Raw genomic sequence first — 16,353 nt, forward strand, 5'->3', positions numbered from 1 at the left:
GCGTGGCATCCACGAGGCTTGAGGGATGCCTCCATTCGGGAGTGTCATGCGCTTGCTGTCCCGGGCTGGGCTTGATCCAAGGCCGGGTAGTTAACGGATTCACGCGGGTGGCAAGCGAGTTGGCGGGTGTTCCGTGACGGAGCGGGGAACAAGGGCAACGGAGTCCCGTTGGAGCAGGTAGTCCGCCATGACTTCTGCCGTTACGGAGCTCCGTTGCCTGCACGCCATTGTGTCCTGCCGCCCCGTCTGGCGACCGTGGCCCGAAGCCTCACGGTGGCCGGGGGCCGCCTCGCTCCCGGTCATCTGGGCGAGTTGCCCCAGGTTCTGCCGTTCGAGCTGGTCGACGCGGTTCTGGAAGAGACCCGGAGTGTGCAGCGCAGGCTGCGGGACCTGCCCTCCCGCGTCGGGGTGTACTTCATGCTCGCGATGTGCCTGTTCCCCGAGGTCGGTTACCGGCTGGTGTGGCAGAAACTGATCACAGGCCTGATCGACGTCGACGTGGCAAGGCCCAGCACGAAAGCCCTGCCAGACCTGCGCCGCCGGGTCGGCGCCACGCCACTGCAGCGCTTGTTCGAGGTGTTCGCCGGGACGCTGGCCCAGCCGTCGACACGCGGGGTGAGGTTCGGGCCGCTCCGCACGGTTTCCTTCGACGGCTGCAGCTCCATCAAGATCCCCGACAGCAGCCGCAACACCGACCGCTTCGGACCGCAAAGCCGCGGCGGCTACCCGATGCTGGAGTAATGACCCTGGTGGAGACCGGGACCCGGGCCCTGATCGGCGCGGTGTTCGGCCCGACCAGAGAGGGCGAGACCAACTATGCCCGCCGGCTGCTGCACCACCTGCGCCCGGACATGCTGGTCCTATGGGACAAGGGCTTCGACGCCAACGCCTTCCTCGCCGCCGTGGCCGGCACCGGCGCCCAGTTCCTGGGCCGGATCCGCGCCAACCGCCGCACCCCCGTCCTTGTCCGTCTCGCGGACGGCTCCCATCTGTCCGTCCTCGGCTCCGTCCCGGTCCGCATCGTCGAGGCGCAGATCGTCGTGACCTGCAAGGACGGCACCTCGTTCACCGGCTCCTACCGCCTCGCCACCACCTTGACCGACGCTCGCCGCTACCCGGCCGGGGCACTGATCGCGCTCTATCACCAGCGGTGGGAGCATGAATCGACCTACTACGCGCTGCGGCACACCCTCCTGCGGGGCCGGATGCTGCGTTCGGCCGACCCCGCCGGTGTCGAGCAGGAGCTGTGGGCTCAACTCGCGCTCTACCAAGCCCTGCGAACGGTCATGGTGGAGGCCGCCGAGTCGCGGCCGGGCACCGATCCGGACCGCTGCGGCTTCACCACTGCCTTGCACACCGCGCGTGACCTGGTCGTCCGGCCGTCGGCGTCACCGAGTACGGGACGACCGGTGTCATCGTGCAGCGCATCCTGGCCGGGCTCCTTCCGCCGAGGCGGCCCCGCGTCAGCACCCGCAGCTCTCCCGCCGACAGGACCGTCCGCATTTCGGTAAGCGCGGCAGGAAAGATCATCGAGCCGCCTCTCACCACTGAGCAGGTCCGCAACCGCTCCATGGGCTGCACCGTCCGTCCCGCTATGACGGTCCCCCTGATCGGCGCCGCCGCGTATGGCTACGCCAGCCGCAGACTAGGGCGGCACAACCTCTGGGCCACAGCCTAGGCCGGACCGCCGCCTGCTGGACCACCTCTCCTGCCTGGCAGGCCCGCCAACAGGGGACGCCCTTCCCCGGACGTTCCGGGCTCAGCCCGGCTGGGACCGTCCCGCCGCAGGACTGGCCTGGCACCTATCTGGGCCGCCGGTGGCGGCAGGCAATCGGTGCTCCGTCGGGGCCACAGGACTCTGCCGCACCGCTGGCCCAGGCCCTGCGCCGAACACACCGCGGTGCTGACCCGACGTGCCGTCACCTGAAACAAACAGCGGTCCTTTGGGAACGCCCACAACTGGAGTTGTTGGCGGGTTGGGCGCGACTACCGCGCTCGCCCGCTGGAAGTCGGTGGGCGCGTCTTCGGGGGATCAGCGTCGTCCCCCCCCGCGCCGAAGCGCATGTCGTCCCTTCACCGAAGCTCAGGTCCCGTTGATCGAAAGCCTCGCGCATAAGGGCAGGCTCGTGGTGGACAACGCGCGTCTGTACGCTCAGCGACGCGACATCTCAGCGCTCTCTGCTGCCGGACACTCTGCTTGATGCCCACCGTTTCATCTCGACGCCCGGTACCCCGGCTCGCACGTACGCGAAGCTGGGTGTCGACTGGTATGACGCTATACGCATCGGGAGGGGACCTTGGTTTAGCCTGGGTGACGTGGCCGGTGTCCTGCGGGCCACTGTCCGGACGAGCCAGTTGCGACACGTGCGCCCCGCCCTCGTCCTCAACCATCCTGGCCCGCCGGACAAGGTGGTGCGCCGCCTGGACCAAGCGTTGGAGAGTGAAAGCGGGTGGATCATGCCTGATGCCGAGGCTTTCCCGCTCCGCGCAGCCGCCCGGGCGCGCACTTTGGCGGGACTGGACGGGCAGCTGGTGCGATGTCGGGCGTGCCCGCGGTTGGTTGCGTGGCGGGAGGAGGCCGCCCGGGTCAAGCGTCCGGCATTTCGGGACTGGGAGTACTGGGGGCGGCCGGTGCCCGGCTTCGGTCCCGCGGACGCTGCCATGGTGATCACGGGGCTGGCACCCGCGGCACACGGCGCCAACCGGACGGGCCGGATGTTCACCGGCGACCGGGCCGGCGACCTGCTGTACGCGACGCTGCACGGGCTCGGGCTCGCATCCCAGGCGGCTTCGACGCGGCGGCACGACGGGCTGGAGCTGAACGGGGTCAGGGTCACCGCGCCCGTGCGCTGCGCGCCGCCGGACAACCGGCCAACGCCGGGTGAGCGGGACGCCTGCCGCCCGTGGCTGGTTCAGGAACTGCGGCTGTTGCGGCCGACGGTGCGTTCCGTCGTCGTCCTGGGCGCCTTCGGCTGGCAGGCCGCGATGCCGGCCCTGGAAGCAGCGGGATGGAGTGTGCCCCGGCCGCGCCCGGCGTTCAGCCACGGGGTACAGGCAACTCTGCCAGCCGTGGACGAGTCGGGCGCCCTGGTGACGGTGTTCGGCTGCTATCACGTCAGCCAGCACAACGTCTTCACCGGTCGGCTCACTCCGGCCATGCTGCGCGAGGTGCTCGTCGAGGCCGCGCGTGCGGCAGGTCTGCCCGCGGGCGGACGAACGTCAGGTCACGGGCAGAGGTGAACCGTCCTCCGTTCTGCGGACGTTCTGTGCCTACGCCTACATCCCTACACGGGCTATGGATGGATAGCCGTGCTGGAGGGCGACCGCGGCCTGTACGAACAGCTCCACAATGTCGCCCAGCGGGCGGTGACCGACACGGCTCACGAACTACGGCAGCAGGTCGGCGGGCCCTATGTCGAGGTGAAGATCATCGCCGAAGCGGGACACCGGCACAGGTGCTGCTGTACGCGAGCAAGGACTCATGTCTGCTGGTGGTCGGCACCCGCGGTTCGGGTGCCTCACGCTCGGATCGACCAGCAGCGAGTCGTGCACCAGGCTCAGCTGCCCATCGTCGTGCCAGCCGAAGCGGCATCCCGTCCTGACGCATCCAAGACGACTACGGCATGCCGTCTGTCTGTGTGGGGCTGCGGGTGCGACGCGTCGTTGCGATCTCGATGCCCTGATCTCGATGCTGCCCGGACGTAGACTCAGTCGCTGGGCCCTGCTCATCTGCGGCGGGCCGGACCACGGCTGGGAGGCTGCTGTGGCTCCGGCAGATCGGGGACATCGGGTAGCGGCCCGCTGCAAGCGATATCCCTGGTCACCTTCAACGGGCTGCCATGGTGGTGGATCTCGAGCTCACTGCCCGCTAGCAAAGTGTACGTGGCCTGTTGGTGGGAGATGTCCACGCGCACGCAACGCTGGCGGAACTGCACGGCGAAAGCCAGCCGACTGATCTGCTCGGGCAGCCGCGGGGCGAAGGACAGGGCGTCGCCGAGGTGTCTCATCCCGCCGAAGCCCGCTACCAGCGCGGTCCAGGTCCCGGCCAGCGAGGCGATATGCAGGCCGTCGCGAGTGTTGCGCTCCAGGTTAGCCAAGTCCATCATCGCGGCCTCGCCGAGATAGTCGTATGCCAGGCGCAGCTGGCCAACCTCGGCGGCCATCACGGCCTGACTGCCGGCGGACAGCGAGGAGTCCCGGACAGTGAGACGCTCGTAGTAGTCAAAGTTGCGGGCCTTCTCCTCCTTGGTGAACGCGTCGCCGCGCAAGTGCATGGCCAGGACCAGGTCGGCCTGCTTGACCACCTGCTTGCGGTACAAGTCGAAGTACGGGAAATGCAGCAGCAGCGGGTAGCGGTCTGCCGGTGTGCCGGCGAAATCCCACACCTGGTGGGAGGTGAAGCCCGCGGACTGTTCATGCACACCGAGCTCCTTGTTGAACGGCAGCACGATCCGCCGGGCAGCGTCGCGCCAGGCCGCGGTCTCCTCATCTTCCACGCCGAGCGAGGCGGCCAGGTCTGGGTGGCGTTCGGCCGCGTCAGCGGCCGCGCGCAGATTCTGCTGGGCCATCACATTGGTGTAGCTGTTGTCGTCGGCGATCGCGCTGTACTCGTCAGGCCCGGTGACGCCGTCCAGGTGGAACACTCCGTGCGGGTCGTGGTGGCCGAGCGAGAGCCACAGCCGGGCGGTGTGCACCAGCAGTTCCAGTCCGGTCTCCCGTTCGAAGACCAGATCACCGGTGGCAGCGGTGTAGCACACCACCGCATCCGCGATGTCCGCGTTGATGTGGAACGCCGCGGTACCGGCCGGCCAGTAGGCGGAGCACTCGTCGCCGTTGATGGTCCGCCAGGGAAACGCGGCCCCCGCCAGGCCGAGCTGGCGGGCCCGTCCCAGTGCAGCGGGCAGCGTGGTGTGCCGCCAGTGCAGCGCGGGCCCCACCGCGTGCGGTGCCGTGTAAGTGAGCATCGGCAGCACATACGTCTCGGTGTCCCAGAAGCAGTGGCCGTTGTAGCCCGGGCCGGTCAGGCCCTTGGCGGGGATGGCCCGCTCCTCGGCGCGGGTCGCTGCCTGGAGCACGTGGAACAGCGCGAACCGGACGGCCTGCTGGATCTCGGTGTCGCCTTCCAGCTCGACATCCGCCCGAGCCCAGAAGGCGTCCAGGTACCCGCGCTGTTCGGCAAGCAGGGCCTCCCAGCCGGTACTGGCCGCCCCGGCCAGCGCGGCGTCGACCTGGTCGCGGACGGCGGGCAGCGACCTGGCACCCGACCATCCGTAGGCGACCGTCTTCTCGACCCGTAGTCGCTGGCCCGGCCGCAACAGCGAGGTCACCGTCAGCCGGCTGAGATCCTGGCCGCTCTCCGCGGAGGCGGTGGTGCCGTGAGGGCCCGCGATCAGGTGGTCGGCCACAGCCGCGACTCGTAGCCCGCTTCGGGCCGTGCGGTGCACAAGTCGCAGCATGTTGTCCTGCGCGAAGTCCTCCTCGGCCTGCAGGACCGAGTCCAAGGAGGCCGAGGCCCGAGGATCGCCCTCACGCTTCGGAAGCTGTTCATTGGCGACTAGTTCGGACTGGAGAACGATTCGCACCTCCTCGTCCACCGCCTCGACCTCGTAGGCGATCGCGGCGATCGCCCGCTGGGTGAGCGAGACCAGCCGGGTCGAGCGGATGCGCACCGTGCGCCCTGAGGGGGTCGTCCACTCGACCGTGCGGTGCAGTACCCCAGCGCGGAAGTCCAGCACCCGCTCGTGGCGGTGCAGTCGTCCGTAGCGCAGGTCGAACGGCTCGTCGTCCACCAGCAGCCGTATCACCTTGCCGTTGGTCACGTTGATGATCGTCTGTCCGGACTCCGGGTATCCGTAGCCGGCCTCCACGTGCGGCAGTTGACGGAACTCGAACACGCCATTGAGGTACGTCCCCGGTAGCCCGTGCGGCTCGCCCTCGTCCAGGTTGCCGCGCCAGCCGATATGACCGTTGGCCAGTGCGAACACCGACTCGCTCTGCTCAAGCACGTCCATGTCGAGTTCGCTCTCGCGCAGGCACCACGGTTCGACGGTGTACGCAGGATGGGTGATCATGTCGGGCCTCCGGCACTCGATGACAGTCGCGGACGATCGGGCCGCTTGCCCCGACTGCCGCTGGTCTGTTGCGGCGCGCCGGGAGAGGCTGGCTGGACAGCGTGGACGGTGCAGAAGGCCTGGGGGCAGCGGTGGTCGGGCCCGTCGCGTTCCTCGCTGTACTGGCGTATCTGTCCGCGTGGTGCGGCGATGCCGTAGTCGCACGGCCAGCGGGCGACGCAGGTCGGCGGCACAGGCGACGTCCGGACACTGAGCGGGCAGCAGCGTCATCGGCTACAGCACGATGCCCAGGGGGTACTCGAGGCGTTCCTGGAGGTCGGCGAGGAAGGCTGCTGCGCTGGCGCCGTCCAGGACGCGGTGGTCGATGGACAAGGTCAGCGCCATGGTGGTGCCGACGCTGAGTTCGCCGTCGCGGATGACGGGTTGGGATTGCGCGGCGCCAACGGCAAGGATCGCGGCCTGGGGCGGGTTGATGACGGCGGTGAAGTGTTCGACGCCGTAGGTGCCCAGGTTGCTGATGGTGAAGGTGCCGCCGCTGATGTCCTCCAACGCCAGGCGGCCGGCGCGGGCATTGTCGGCCAGGGCGTGAGCCTGACCAAGCCGACCACCGCGCTGGCGGTGTCCAAGACCGGCACGGCGCTGATTCGGTGCCCGTCGGTGGGTGCAACGGCCGGTCCGCCCGACTGCGGTGGGGCGTCTCACCGCGGTTGAGCGATGCCGAGCACGGAAAGGGCCTCGCGGATCATCTGGTGCGTGAAGCCCCATTCGTTGTCGTACCAGCTCATGATCTTGACCAGGGTGCCGTCCACGACCCGGGTCATCGCCGCGTCGACGATCGAGGCCCGGGAGTCACCGACGATGTCGCTGGAGACGAGCGGCTCGTCCGACACGCCGAGGATGCCGCGGTAGCGGTCGGTGGTGACCTCCGCACGGAAGAGGTCGTTCACTTCCTCGGGGGACGTCGGGCGGGCGGTGACGAGCACGATATCCGCGAGCGATCCGACCGTGATCGGGATCCGGACGGCCACGCCGTCGAAGCGTCCGGCCAGCTCTGGGAGTGCCTTGGTGGTTGCGAGCGCGGCGCCGGTGGAGGCGGGAAGCATGTTGGCGGCTCCGGCCCGGCCGCGCCGGAAGTCCTTGCTGGGCCCGTCGATGAGCTGCTGAGTGGAGGTGTAGGCGTGGATCGTAGTCATCACAGCCCGCTCCACGCCGATTCTGCGGTCCATTACCTCCATCACCGGGGTGATGCAATTGGTCGTGCAGCTCGCGCAGGAGACGATCTGCTGCCCGGCTGGGGCGATGTTCACGCCGTGGACCACGGTGGCCATCGTCTCAGTGCGGGCGGGCGCCGAGAGGATCACGAACCGTGCGCCCGCCGACAGGTGCCGGGTCAGCTCCTCCTTGCGCCGGAAGGCACCCGTGCACTCCAGGACGAGGTCGATTCCCAATTCCTGCCACGGCAGCTCGGCCGGGTCGCGGCAGCTGTACAGGGGGACGGTGCGTCCGTCGACGACCAGCGCGTCACCGGCAGCAGTGACGGTCTTCCCGTAGCGTCCGTAGACGGTGTCGTGGGTGAGCAAGTAGGCCAGGTTCTCGGCGGTGACCAGGTCGTTGACCGCAGCCACCTCAACCCCGTCGAGGTCGTGGAGAATCTTGAAGGCGGCCCGTCCGATGCGTCCGAGCCCGTTGATCGCGATCTTCGCCATACGGCGCCTCCTTCCCACCGATTCCGGTCAAATACGAACGAGGTCCCCGATCCGTCCTATCACCCCTCTGCTCCGCGCGCAGGCGGGATGAGCCTAGGCAGCCTCCGCACCCCTGCCCCGGGTTCCCGTTTTGCATCATTTGATCATTATTAGTTCCGCCCGGCCGATCCGGGCACGGACCCTGCGCCTGTACGCGTGGCCGCCCCGGCCAGCGTTTCGTCCGCCGCCGATCCGTACTGAGGCGGCACTCACATGTCCCTGGCCAGCTTCGCAGCCTGCGGCACACTCGACGCCGAAGGCACCTCCTACTCGCTCCACCGGCTCGACGCCTGCCCGACTCACAACTGCTGCCGCACAGCCTGCGCCCGCTACTGACCACTGTCCGAACGGCGCACCAGCGCGTGCCACCACACATCCCCGGAGACCGCACACATGCAGAAGATCTCCCTAGCCGCTCAGGCTCGCGAGCAACTGGAACGCGCCGCCCCCACCTCCAGCGGGCGCAGCGCCAGCCATCTACAGCGGCCACGAGCACACACTGCGCCAGAGCATCCTCGCCCTGACCGTCGGCAGTTCGCTGGCCGGCACGAGAACCCCGGGGAGGCAACCCTGCTGGTACGGCGCAGACGCGTACGCCTCACCAGCGACACCACTACCTGGGAGGGACACCGCGGCGACCTGATCGTCATCCCCCACCCCGCAACAGCCTCCAGGCGATCGACGACGCGGCGGTGCTCCTCACCGTCGCCAAAGACGGCTGACCGGTGAACCACACAGATAAGGGGAGCAGGCAGCTGCTCACCTTCGGGCACAGCACCGCCACCAGAGAACAAATGGCCACCCTCCTCAACGACGCCGACGTGCTGGCCGTGATCGACGTCCGTACCGCTCCGGGCAGCCGCCACAACCCGGACGCAAACCGAGAAGTACTGGAGCAGTGGATGCCGCGTCAAGGGATCGCCTACCGGTGGGAACCCCGACTCGGGGGCTTCCGCAAGACCGCGCCGGACTCACCCGACACGTTCTGGCAGAACGCCTCGTTCCGCGGATACGCGGGGTACACGCGGGACCCGCAGTTCGTGGCAGCAATGGACGAACTGCTCATGCAAGCCGCGGCCGTACGCACCACGGTCATGTGCGCGGAGGCGGTGTGGTGGCGCTGTCACCGACGGATCATCGCCGATTTCGCGGTGCTCGCGCGCAGAACCCCGGTGCTGCACCTGTCCCATGACGGGCGGCTCACCGAACACCGGCCGACGGTTGGTGCTCGGCTGCGTGACGACGGCCTGCTGGTGTACGACGAGCACTGAGCAGGTCGATACGCCGCGAACCCTGTGATCGCACGGGCCGCGTGCCCACCCGCGGCCAATGGCTGAGCAGTCCACGATGCCGAAATGGGCGGCTGCGTGGTCCGTGAGCGTGTGCGGCGGCGGATACGAGACCGGAGCACCGACTTGACCAGCTCGCCGCCGCACAGGACGGTCGAGCCGACGGCTGCGCATACGAGGCACTGACTGGCGGTCAGGTTAGTCGTGGTGAAGAAGCCGTGCAGGCGTCCGTCATCTCGACGATGACGACGAGCAGCACGATCACGGCGGCAAAGGCGACGAACATCGAGGCGTTCTCCCACCCTCCTGCTGAACACGCTGCGTGTGTCCTGCCGGACACCGCACTCGCCTCGTCCTGCGCGAACCGCTCAGCCGTCTGGAGCCGTAACCACTCGCGAAACTACTGGCATTCGGCGGCCAGCCCGCCCCCTTGTGGATACCGCATGCCCCTGGTGATAGCGCAGCGAGCCGGAGGCCCCGAAGCCTGAGGCGCTTGCGGACCTGCGCGAGCCGGCAAAGTGCCGGACGCTGATGCTGCTCACCACGATCAGTTGGCCCGAGGCCAGCGGAGCCGAAGTCCTCGCTGGCCTGCTCCGGAACTGAACTTCGGCGCCCGGCTGGGACGCGGAGCAGCCGCGCAGCGGCCGTGCGATGGGTTGCTTGGTCCACCAGTGGCGGACGGGCTCGCCCCAGTCCAACCTGGTAGGGGGACATGGTCTCGATGAGGAGCGCAGGCCCCGTGACGGGCCTGGTGTATGCCCGCGCCCCCGCCCAGCGTCGAGCCGAGCACACGTCGGATGCACAGCCTCGGCCGCATGGCGGAGAGGAGCGGGAGTTTCATGAATCCGTTGTCCGCACTGAGCGAAGCTGGAGTGTCGATCTGGCTGGACGACCTGGGCCGAGAAATGCTGGTGTCCGGGAGCCTGGCGGCACTCGTTGCGCGGGACCGGGTAGTTGGGGTGACCACCAATCCGTCGATTTTCGCCAAGGCGATCACAAGCGGCGACGCGTACGACGCACAGATCTCTGACTTGGCTGCCCGCGGAGTCGGGGTCGGTGAGGCGCTGCGGGCGCTGACCACGTTCGACGTTCGATGGGCGTGCGATGTGCTGCGCCCGGTCTACGACGCCACGGAAGGCGTCGACGGGCGGGTCTCCATCGAGGTCGACCCCCGGCTCGCGCACGACACCGCGGCAACGATTGCGGAGGCGCGGGCGCTGTGGTGGCTGGTCGACCGGCCCAACCTATTCGTGAAGATCCCGGCCGCCCGGCAGGGCCTGCCGGCGATCGCCGCGTGCCTGGCCGAGGGGATCAGCATCAACATCACGTTGATCTTCTCGCTCGCCCGCTATGACGAGGTTATGGTCGCCTTCCTCGATGGGATGGAACGCGCGCGCGATGCGGGCCGGGAACTGTCCGGGATCGGCTCGGTGGCCTCGTTCTTCGTCTCCCGGGTCGACACCGAGGCGGACGCACGCCTGGACCAGACCGGCACCGCGCAGGCGGCCGAGCTGCGCGGCCGGTTGGCGATCGCCAACGCACGGCTGGCCTACCAGCACTACGAGCGGGTGATCTCCTCGCACCGCTGGCAGGCCCTGGAGAAGGCCGGGGCCCGCCCGCAGCGTCCGCTCTGGGCTTCAACCTCTGTGAAGGATCCCGCCTACCCCGACACCCGCTACGTGACCGAACTGGTCGCACCCGGCGTGGTCAACACCATGCCGGTGGCCACCTTGCGCGCGGTCGCCGACCACGGCCAAGTGCCAGCCGACTCGGTACGCGCCCACTACGACGACGCTCAGCGGGTACTCCTCGAGTTGCGAACAGTCGGTGTGGACTACGTCGACCTCGTCCAGGCCCTTGAGGACGAGGGCGTGTCGCAGTTCGACGCCAGCTGGGAGAAGCTCGCCGAACAGCTCGCCGACACTCTCAGCACCGCGCGCCCAGTGCGGACCAGGGGCTGATCATGACTGACAACAGCGCGTATGTGATCATCGGAGCCAGTCTGGCCGGGGCGAAGGCCGCGCAGGCGCTGCGCGAGGAGGGCTTCGACGGCCCGCTGATCCTGATCGGGGACGAGAGTGAGCGGCCCTACGAGCGCCCGCCGCTGTCCAAGGGCTACCTGATGGGCAAGGACGCGCGGGAGCAGATCTACGTCCATCCGCCCCAGTGGTACGCCGAGCACGACGTCGAACTGCGCCTGGGGACAGCCGTCACCGCGCTTGACCCGGCCCCGCACGAGGTGACGCTCGCAGACGGCAGCCGCCTCGGGTACGCCCAACTGTTGCTGGCCACGGGCTCCTCGCCGCGCCGCCTGCCAGTGCCGGGCACGGACCTGGACGGGGTGCTGTACCTGCGCACGGTCGAGGACAGCGACCGGATCAAGGACGCCTTCTCCTCCGCGTCACGGGTGGCGATCGTGGGGGCAGGCTGGATCGGCCTGGAGACTGCTGCCGCGGCTCGCGCCGCCGGTGTGGACGTCACCCTGCTGGCGAGGGCTGAGCTGCCGTTGCTCCGCGTCGTTGGCCGCGAGGTCGCACAGGTCTTTGCCGACCTGCACCGCGACCACGGGGTGGACCTGCGTTTCGGCGTGCAGGTCGCCGAGATCACCGGCAGCGCGGGTACCGTTGACGGCGTGCGGCTGTCCGACGGTACCCGCATCGACGCCGATGCGGTCATCGTCGGCATCGGCATTGTGCCCAACACCGGGCTCGCGCAGGCCGCGGGTCTCCAGGTCGATAACGGCATTCTCACCGACGAGCGTCTAGGCACCTCCTCGCCCGGCATTTACGCCGCGGGTGATGTCGCCAACGCATTCCACCCCTTGCTGCACCGGCGCATCCGCGTGGAGCACTGGGCCAACGCGCTGCACCAGCCACAGACCGCCGCCAAGGCGATGCTCGGCCGTGAAGGGGCCTACGACCGGGTGCCGTACTTCTTCACCGACCAGTACGACCTGGGCATGGAGTACGCCGGATACGCTGAGCCCGGCGGCTACGACCAGGTCCTCTTCCGCGGCGATATCGGCGCGCGCGAGTTCGTCGCGTTCTGGCTCGCACGCGGCCGGGTGCTGGCGGGCATGAATGTCAACATCTGGGACGTCACCGAACCGATCCAGGCCCTCGTACGCTCCGGCCAACAGGTTGACATCGGCAAACTCGCCGACCCACAGGTGCCCATCGAATCGCTCCTGCACAACGCTGAGTGTCACCCGACGAGCTAGCTCAGGACGGCGCACGCCGCGACTTCAGAACATTCCCCGACAGCAGGTCCGACTGCCCCTCCCACGGGCCTGACAGCGCTCCCGTCCGTGCCGTCGGCCCACACGGACGATCTACGTGGGGCCATGTGCGCTGCTAGACGGATTCGGCCTTCAGCGCGTTCCAGGGCGGGGAAGTACTCCAGCATCTGGGCCCGCATCCGCTTGATCGCCCCCGTGCGGTCAGCGGCCAGATCCAGGCGGCGCGAGGTGAGAATGCGCAGGTCCACCGCGACTTCGTCACCACGGCGCATCATCTTCAGGTCACGACGCATGCGGGCTTGGTCCGCGATGACGAATGCATCCTTCGCGTCGGTCTTCCCCTCACCGCGATAGGAGCCTGCTGCGTGGTGGACAGTACGGCCGGGAATGTACAGGACCCGCTGTCCGTTGTCGGTGAGCAGCGCGATGATCAGAGCGGCCCCGCCGGCGTTGAGATCGATCGCCCAGGTCACCGGCTCGCCACGCTCAACGCGAGAACGTCCGCGATCAGTTCGAGCAGTGCGGCCTCGTCGTTGGCCACCCGCCGCGACAGCTTCCGCTCGGCGTCGGTGTCGATCACCACACAGTGATGCTCGGCCTCGCCCGCGTCCGTACCGGCCCACAGCTCGGGCACGGCCACCTCCGAAATCGTTGCCTGTATTTGCCCCAGCAGACGACTTCGCCAGCATGTCCTTACCGAGCGATCCTGTCGCGCGCATCCCAATGAGTGGTCGAGTCGTCGCGGGATGCCAGGCGGCCAATCGTTTGAAGCCACCACTGGGCTGGAGACACGCAGCCACACCCAGCATCCCTGGGCCTTCCGATCCTACGAGTGACCGGAATCAACCCAGCAACAACGTAAGGAGACACGACCCCCACCGCGGCAGGTACTTCAAGCCCCAGCGCTTGCACGCGAACAAGTCTTACGACATCCCCCACCTGCGAAAATCGCTGCGGGGCAAACGCATTGGAGTGCGCATCGCCCGCAAAGGCATCGAGTCCAGCGAACGATTAGGACGCCGACGATGGGTCATCGAGCGGACCATGCGTCCTGGCTGACCGGCTACCGCAGACTCAACCACCGCTATGAACGCGATCCCCGCAACTACCTGGCCTTTCTCGGCCTCGCCGCAGTCCTCTGTTGCTACAAACGCTTCCTCAAACTCACCACATAGGACACCGTCTTAAGCCCGGCTTCTTCTCAAGAGCCCGCGAGCCAGGCCACGCCGCACCAAATAGTCCGGGCCGTCAGCTCTCGGAAGCGGTAGAAGGGCCGGCCGGCATCCCACGGCTTGATCGCTGTACGTGACTGCCACATAAACGCCCGGGCATTCGTGCCATCCCCTGCACTGCTTCCTGCCTCCGCTGTCACACAGCGGCACACACGACGCCTGAAGCCTCGCCAGGCATCTCAGCAAGGGGGGGCCTACTGTGGATAGAGGCGCTCGCACTACCCGGGATGCAAGGCAGTTGTCGGATGCAGCTGATTGTTTGCACGCAAAGGGCATGTGAGAAAGGACGCATCTACCACCGGTTCTATGACGTGTTCTCCGAGGACGGGTCGCATCTTGTCGACCGGGCCGCGGCGCGCGGTGTGGCAACCCCGGCGCTCACCTCAACGAATGGCTGCATTGTACTGCCCACGGAGCTTCGCCACCGGGCGCGGCCACGTTATTGAGCGCACAAAAAAGTTCCGGCGCCACTTTGGAGAACCTTGGCGATGCCAAGCACGCAGGAGGCGTTCCATCTCAAACGAACTCGCCGGGTAAAGGCTGGGTGACACTGCTCAGCGCCACCGAGGCGTCTAGCACAGCCAGGCAGCAGCTTTCACGGCACGTTGCTCCCGCGGTGGCCGAGGAAAACCTGACGAGGTGGCGCCCACCGCAGGGGCGGTGACTCATTCACCCCTAGGATGCGTCCGCAATGGTGACGCCGTCGACTCGGCGGAGGGGGCAGTGATGCACCTGTGGCCCGTTGCCAGCCCGCAGCGTTTGAAGCACAGTCCGCTAAGGCGCCGCTCGGACGTCGTGCAACTGTGCGTATTGATGCTGGCCTCTCTCATATTCGCAGTAGCCGCTACGGTAGGAAGCCTAATCACGGCGCATAGCCTCCAGGAATCTGCGGCGCGTAAGCGAGCGGCGGCGTACCGCGTCACGGCGGTGCTGCAGTCAGTCGTCCCGGAACAGGACACCGCCTTGGGCAGAGTGTCGGTACGTTGGAAAGCGGAGGACGGTTCAATGCACACCGGTACCGCTCGCTTCGATTGGAAACCGGGGGGCAGCGGAACCATCAGGGTGTGGGTTGGAGATCACGCTACCCGGCTCGTGTCCCGGCCGCCAAGCCCGACGCAGGGGACGGTCACCGCCATCGAGGGCGGCATTGGGGCTGCCTTGGGAGTTGGCCTGCTGTTCCTCCTCGTCCGGTTCACAATCCAAAGGGCATTCTTCCGGCTCCACATGCGTGAGTGGGAGCGTGAATGGACTGAGAAAGGGCCAGGCTGGAGCGGTCACAGTAGATGAAGAAACGGTCACGGGCGCACGACGATGCAAAGTGTCATCTGCCGCTCGATCACCGTCGGTCGAGCGATTTGCGGCGACAACCCGTACTGCGACTGCGTACGCGCGGCCGCCACGAAAGGAAGACCTAGCAATGTCAGCTACGGATCGCTACATTCGGAATAATGATTTCTACGCTTCTCATTTCGCCGAGCAGAAGCCGATGGAACCATCCGAGCATGTTGCTGTCGTGGCTTGTATGGATGCACGACTGAATATTTATGCGATCCTTGGCCTCAAGGAGGGTGAGGCGAGCGTGATACGAAACGCTGGCGGCGTAATCACCGATGACGTCATCCGTTCACTGGCCGTAAGTCAGCAACTGCTGGGAACCCGTGAAATAATTCTCATTCATCACACCGACTGTCGTATGTTGACTTTTCCAGGTTATTCACTCAAGGACCCAATCCGAGGGAAGGACAACCTGAAGCCCCTATGGCCAGAGGAGTCCTTCCATGACGTCACCATCGATCTGCGCCGCTCCATCAGCCGCGTCAAGTCGAGTAATTACATCCTGCACAACGAGGCGGTGCGCGGGTTCGTTTTCGATGTCAGCACTGGACACCTCGATGAGGTGAAGTGAAGCCTCCGCTGGCGCCTGGTGGGTGGCAGCCCTATCCCTGCATCCTAATGTCATTGAGACAGGCCACGGCTGCGTCTCGGCTCGGCCGGTACAGACACCGTGCCGGTTAAGCAACCAAACGGTGAGCAGACTTAAAGGAGATGAACCCGATGGGTGACACCGTCCCCTCATACAATCCGACCGGCCCGGTCGTCGTAGGCTCGGACGGCTCCCCTCACGCTCGGCGTGCCATGCTCTTTGCCCTTCGCGAAGCACAACTACGCCAGACTAGTTTGCGGGTCGTCTGCGCCTACGACCTCTTTTCAACTGCAGGCCGATACCTCGACTACCGATATATGGCTCTGATGGAGACCGACGGCACCCTCTACGAACAGCTGCGCGATACCGCCATGCAGGGAATGGCCGACATGGTCGAGGAGTTGGGACAGAAACTCGGGGGGTCTAATGTAGAGGTGAAGATCCTTGCCGAGCAGGGGCGTCCGGCGGAGGTCCTTTTGGCGGCGAGCGATGGAGCCTGCCTCCTAGTGGTCGGCAGTCGGGGCGCGGGCATTTGGGGGCGGCTCGCGCTCGGGTCGACCAGCACTGAGGTCGTCCACCACGCCCACCTCCCCGTCACCGTCGTACCACCCCCGGTACCCGGCACCTGACCATAAGTACTTGCAGCCTGCAGGGCTTGCGCGGCCGGTGAATGTCGCATGGACTGAATGCGCGAGCGTGCCACCGCAGCCCGCTGCAAGCAGGCGCGAATATCCCAACCCATGTGTTCGCCCACGGGGACGGCACGCGGCGCCTTGGGGTGCAGAAGCGCTCCAGACGTCATTAAAGCGTGAATTTGATATCTACGGCACTTGATGACCTTTACGCAAATCCTG

The 16,353-nt window shown here is 67.1% G+C and carries 12 protein-coding genes and 3 pseudogenes; 11 read left to right on the forward strand and 4 right to left on the reverse strand.

The window, feature by feature from the left end:
- The first annotated feature begins 255 nt into the window (after nucleotides 1-255).
- From OG963_RS14520 to OG963_RS14530, 3 genes are all read left to right on the forward strand, one after another.
- The gene (locus tag OG963_RS14520) at nucleotides 256-741 is read left to right on the forward strand and encodes a transposase domain-containing protein (RefSeq protein WP_371799043.1); all 486 of its coding nucleotides are present in this window, start codon (nucleotides 256-258) and stop codon (nucleotides 739-741) included.
- A complete protein-coding gene (locus tag OG963_RS14525) occupies nucleotides 741-1,511 on the forward strand; it encodes a transposase (RefSeq protein WP_371799044.1) in 771 nt (256 codons plus the stop codon). The genes OG963_RS14520 and OG963_RS14525 overlap by 1 nt, the downstream gene beginning before the upstream one ends.
- 946 nt (nucleotides 1,512-2,457) lie before the next feature.
- Nucleotides 2,458-3,240, forward strand: coding sequence for a uracil-DNA glycosylase (locus tag OG963_RS14530; protein WP_371799045.1), 783 nt, complete (start codon nucleotides 2,458-2,460; stop codon nucleotides 3,238-3,240).
- A 485-nt stretch (nucleotides 3,241-3,725) separates the two neighbouring features.
- Here OG963_RS14530 and OG963_RS14535 read toward each other — a convergent pair whose 3' ends face one another.
- The 3 genes from OG963_RS14535 to gap form a co-directional block, all read right to left on the reverse strand.
- Nucleotides 3,726-6,071 (reverse strand): glycoside hydrolase family 65 protein, encoded by a 2,346-nt coding sequence (locus OG963_RS14535; RefSeq protein WP_371799046.1) that lies wholly within the window; start codon nucleotides 6,069-6,071, stop codon nucleotides 3,726-3,728.
- 273 nt (nucleotides 6,072-6,344) lie between these two features.
- Nucleotides 6,345-6,836, reverse strand: a complete 492-nt coding sequence (locus tag OG963_RS14540; protein WP_371799047.1) for a 2-oxo acid dehydrogenase subunit E2 — start codon at nucleotides 6,834-6,836, stop codon at nucleotides 6,345-6,347.
- Nucleotides 6,770-7,777: a type I glyceraldehyde-3-phosphate dehydrogenase gene (gene gap, locus OG963_RS14545; protein WP_371799048.1), complete on the reverse strand. Its 1,008-nt coding sequence runs from the start codon at nucleotides 7,775-7,777 to the stop codon at nucleotides 6,770-6,772. Before gap ends, OG963_RS14540 begins: the two co-directional genes overlap by 67 nt.
- 252 nt (nucleotides 7,778-8,029) lie before the next feature.
- Between gap and OG963_RS14550 the strand changes: the two genes are divergently transcribed.
- From OG963_RS14550 to OG963_RS14570, 5 genes and pseudogenes are all read left to right on the forward strand, one after another.
- Nucleotides 8,030-8,152 carry a hypothetical protein gene (locus OG963_RS14550; RefSeq protein ID WP_371799049.1) on the forward strand — a complete coding sequence of 41 codons (123 nt, stop codon included), beginning with the start codon at nucleotides 8,030-8,032 and terminating at the stop codon, nucleotides 8,150-8,152.
- 57 nt (nucleotides 8,153-8,209) lie between these two features.
- Nucleotides 8,210-8,538 (forward strand): annotated as a pseudogene (locus tag OG963_RS14555) (LuxR family transcriptional regulator).
- 72 nt (nucleotides 8,539-8,610) lie between these two features.
- Nucleotides 8,611-9,087: a DUF488 family protein gene (locus tag OG963_RS14560; protein ID WP_371800295.1), complete on the forward strand. Its 477-nt coding sequence runs from the start codon at nucleotides 8,611-8,613 to the stop codon at nucleotides 9,085-9,087.
- 857 nt (nucleotides 9,088-9,944) lie between these two features.
- Entirely contained in the window at nucleotides 9,945-11,066 is a 1,122-nt protein-coding gene (gene tal, locus OG963_RS14565; RefSeq protein ID WP_371799050.1) for a transaldolase, read from the forward strand.
- A gap of 2 nt (nucleotides 11,067-11,068) precedes the next feature.
- Nucleotides 11,069-12,325 (forward strand): NAD(P)/FAD-dependent oxidoreductase, encoded by a 1,257-nt coding sequence (locus OG963_RS14570; RefSeq protein ID WP_371799051.1) that lies wholly within the window; start codon nucleotides 11,069-11,071, stop codon nucleotides 12,323-12,325.
- 152 nt (nucleotides 12,326-12,477) lie between these two features.
- On the opposite strand, the pseudogene OG963_RS14575 reads toward OG963_RS14570, so the two are convergent.
- Nucleotides 12,478-12,983 (reverse strand): annotated as a pseudogene (locus tag OG963_RS14575) (IS110 family transposase); the annotation flags it as partial.
- A 224-nt stretch (nucleotides 12,984-13,207) separates the two neighbouring features.
- Between OG963_RS14575 and OG963_RS14580 the strand changes: the two are divergent.
- The 3 genes and pseudogenes from OG963_RS14580 to OG963_RS14590 all read left to right on the forward strand — a co-directional run.
- Nucleotides 13,208-13,518, forward strand: a pseudogene (locus OG963_RS14580) (transposase); the annotation flags it as partial.
- Nucleotides 13,519-14,992: 1,474 nt separating this feature from the next.
- Nucleotides 14,993-15,481: a beta-class carbonic anhydrase gene (locus OG963_RS14585; RefSeq protein ID WP_371799052.1), complete on the forward strand. Its 489-nt coding sequence runs from the start codon at nucleotides 14,993-14,995 to the stop codon at nucleotides 15,479-15,481.
- Nucleotides 15,482-15,630: 149 nt separating this feature from the next.
- Complete coding sequence (locus tag OG963_RS14590; RefSeq protein WP_371799053.1) at nucleotides 15,631-16,128, forward strand: universal stress protein; 498 nt, start codon at nucleotides 15,631-15,633, stop codon at nucleotides 16,126-16,128.
- Nucleotides 16,129-16,353: the final 225 nt, after the last annotated feature.

The sequence above is a fragment of the Streptomyces sp. NBC_01707 genome, from assembly GCF_041438805.1.
Classification (GTDB): Bacteria; Actinomycetota; Actinomycetes; order Streptomycetales; family Streptomycetaceae; genus Streptomyces.